This window comes from Emticicia fontis, from assembly GCF_054779675.1.
The window spans coordinates 1-1,388 of the sequence record NZ_BAAGXU010000035.1; the positions used below are offsets into that span (position 1 = coordinate 1).

2 protein-coding genes are annotated in these 1,388 nt (G+C 34.7%); both read left to right on the forward strand.

The window, feature by feature from the left end; all coding sequences use genetic code 11:
* Positions 1-41 precede the first annotated feature (41 nt).
* Positions 42-470: a helix-turn-helix domain-containing protein gene (locus ACYVFA_RS15815; protein WP_460472817.1), complete on the forward strand. Its 429-nt coding sequence runs from the start codon at positions 42-44 to the stop codon at positions 468-470.
* A 14-nt stretch (positions 471-484) separates the two neighbouring features.
* Entirely contained in the window at positions 485-1,336 is an 852-nt protein-coding gene (locus ACYVFA_RS15820; RefSeq protein ID WP_460472818.1) for an IS3 family transposase, read from the forward strand.
* Positions 1,337-1,388: the final 52 nt, after the last annotated feature.

Sequence of the window (1,388 nt, forward strand, 5' to 3'; positions counted from 1 at the left end):
TGTCACGTCCTGAAATAGCGATACATTAAAAAGTATCGAAGATGGGAAATCAAAACAACTATGTGAAGCGTACACAAAAAGACTATACGCTAAGCTTTAAGCTTCAAGTCGTTAAAGAAGTAGAGTCAGGTCTACTCAGTATTTCAGAATCCAGTAAAAGATATGGGATTCAGGGTGAAAGTACCGTTAGGAAATGGTTACAGAAATATGGTAACTTTGACTGGGAGAATCAAACTTCATTGAATATGCCAAAATCACCTGAGCAAAGGATATTAGAACTGGAAGCCAAAGTGCGTTTACTTGAAAAGCAGAAGGCACAGTTAGAACGGCAGAATTATATAACTGACCAGAAGGCTGTTATATTCGATATGATGATTGATATTGCTGAAAAGGAATACAGCATTGATATCAGAAAAAACTTACCACCCGAACAATCAGAGAGTACAGCCAAAAACAAGAAGAAAGTATAAGTTTCAGTTGTGGATTGTTCGGGATAAATAGACAAGTTTACTATAGAAGTATAAAGCGAACACAAAAACGAAAAACGATTGCCCAACAAGTTGTTGACCTTGTTAATGGAGAACGACAGAAATTGCCACGCCTTGGAACAAGAAAGTTGTATGTATTACTATGTCTGCAACTTGAAGAGCTAAAAGTTGGTAGAGATAAGTTTTTTAATATTCTAAGAGCAAATCATTTACTGATTAAACCCAAACGTAGTTATCACATAACAACCTGGTCTCATCATCGTTTCAGGAAACATTCCAATCTGATCAAAGAAATGGCTATTATAGAGCCTGAGCAAGTATGGGTGTCTGATATTACATATATCGGTAAAAGAGAAAAACCATGTTATCTAAGTCTGATAACAGATGCTTATTCGAAGAAAATAGTAGGGTATGAAGTAGCTGATTCTTTAAGTACTGATGGCTGTTTGAAAGCATTAAGAATGGCACAGAAAACCAGAGTTCATAAAAACAGATGCCTTATACATCACTCGGACAGAGGTGTTCAGTATTGTTCTGATGAGTATCAATCTCTGCTCTCTAAGTACAAAATCAGATGTAGTATGACTCAAGATTCTGACCCATATGAGAATGCTGTTGCTGAAAGGATAAATGGTATCTTAAAACAGGAATTCATGATAGATAATTATCATCTGGAGTTGGCATTGATGAAAAAAGTTGTATCAGAAGCTATAAAAATCTATAATGATTATAGACCTCATTTATCTAATCACATGCTTACCCCTAGTAAAATGCATCTGCAGAATGAAGTAAAAATGAAAACTTATAAAACAAAAAGTAGTAGCAATCTCTTGATTACTACTACTTAAAAAATGTACCTTTAATATCTATTACCCTGTATCGTTTTTTTAGGACTAGTCA

Coding starts and splice junctions, on each gene's coding strand:
- ACYVFA_RS15815 (WP_460472817.1), top strand. CDS start 42: ATGGGAAATCAAAACAACTATGTGAAGCGTACACAAAAAGACTATACG.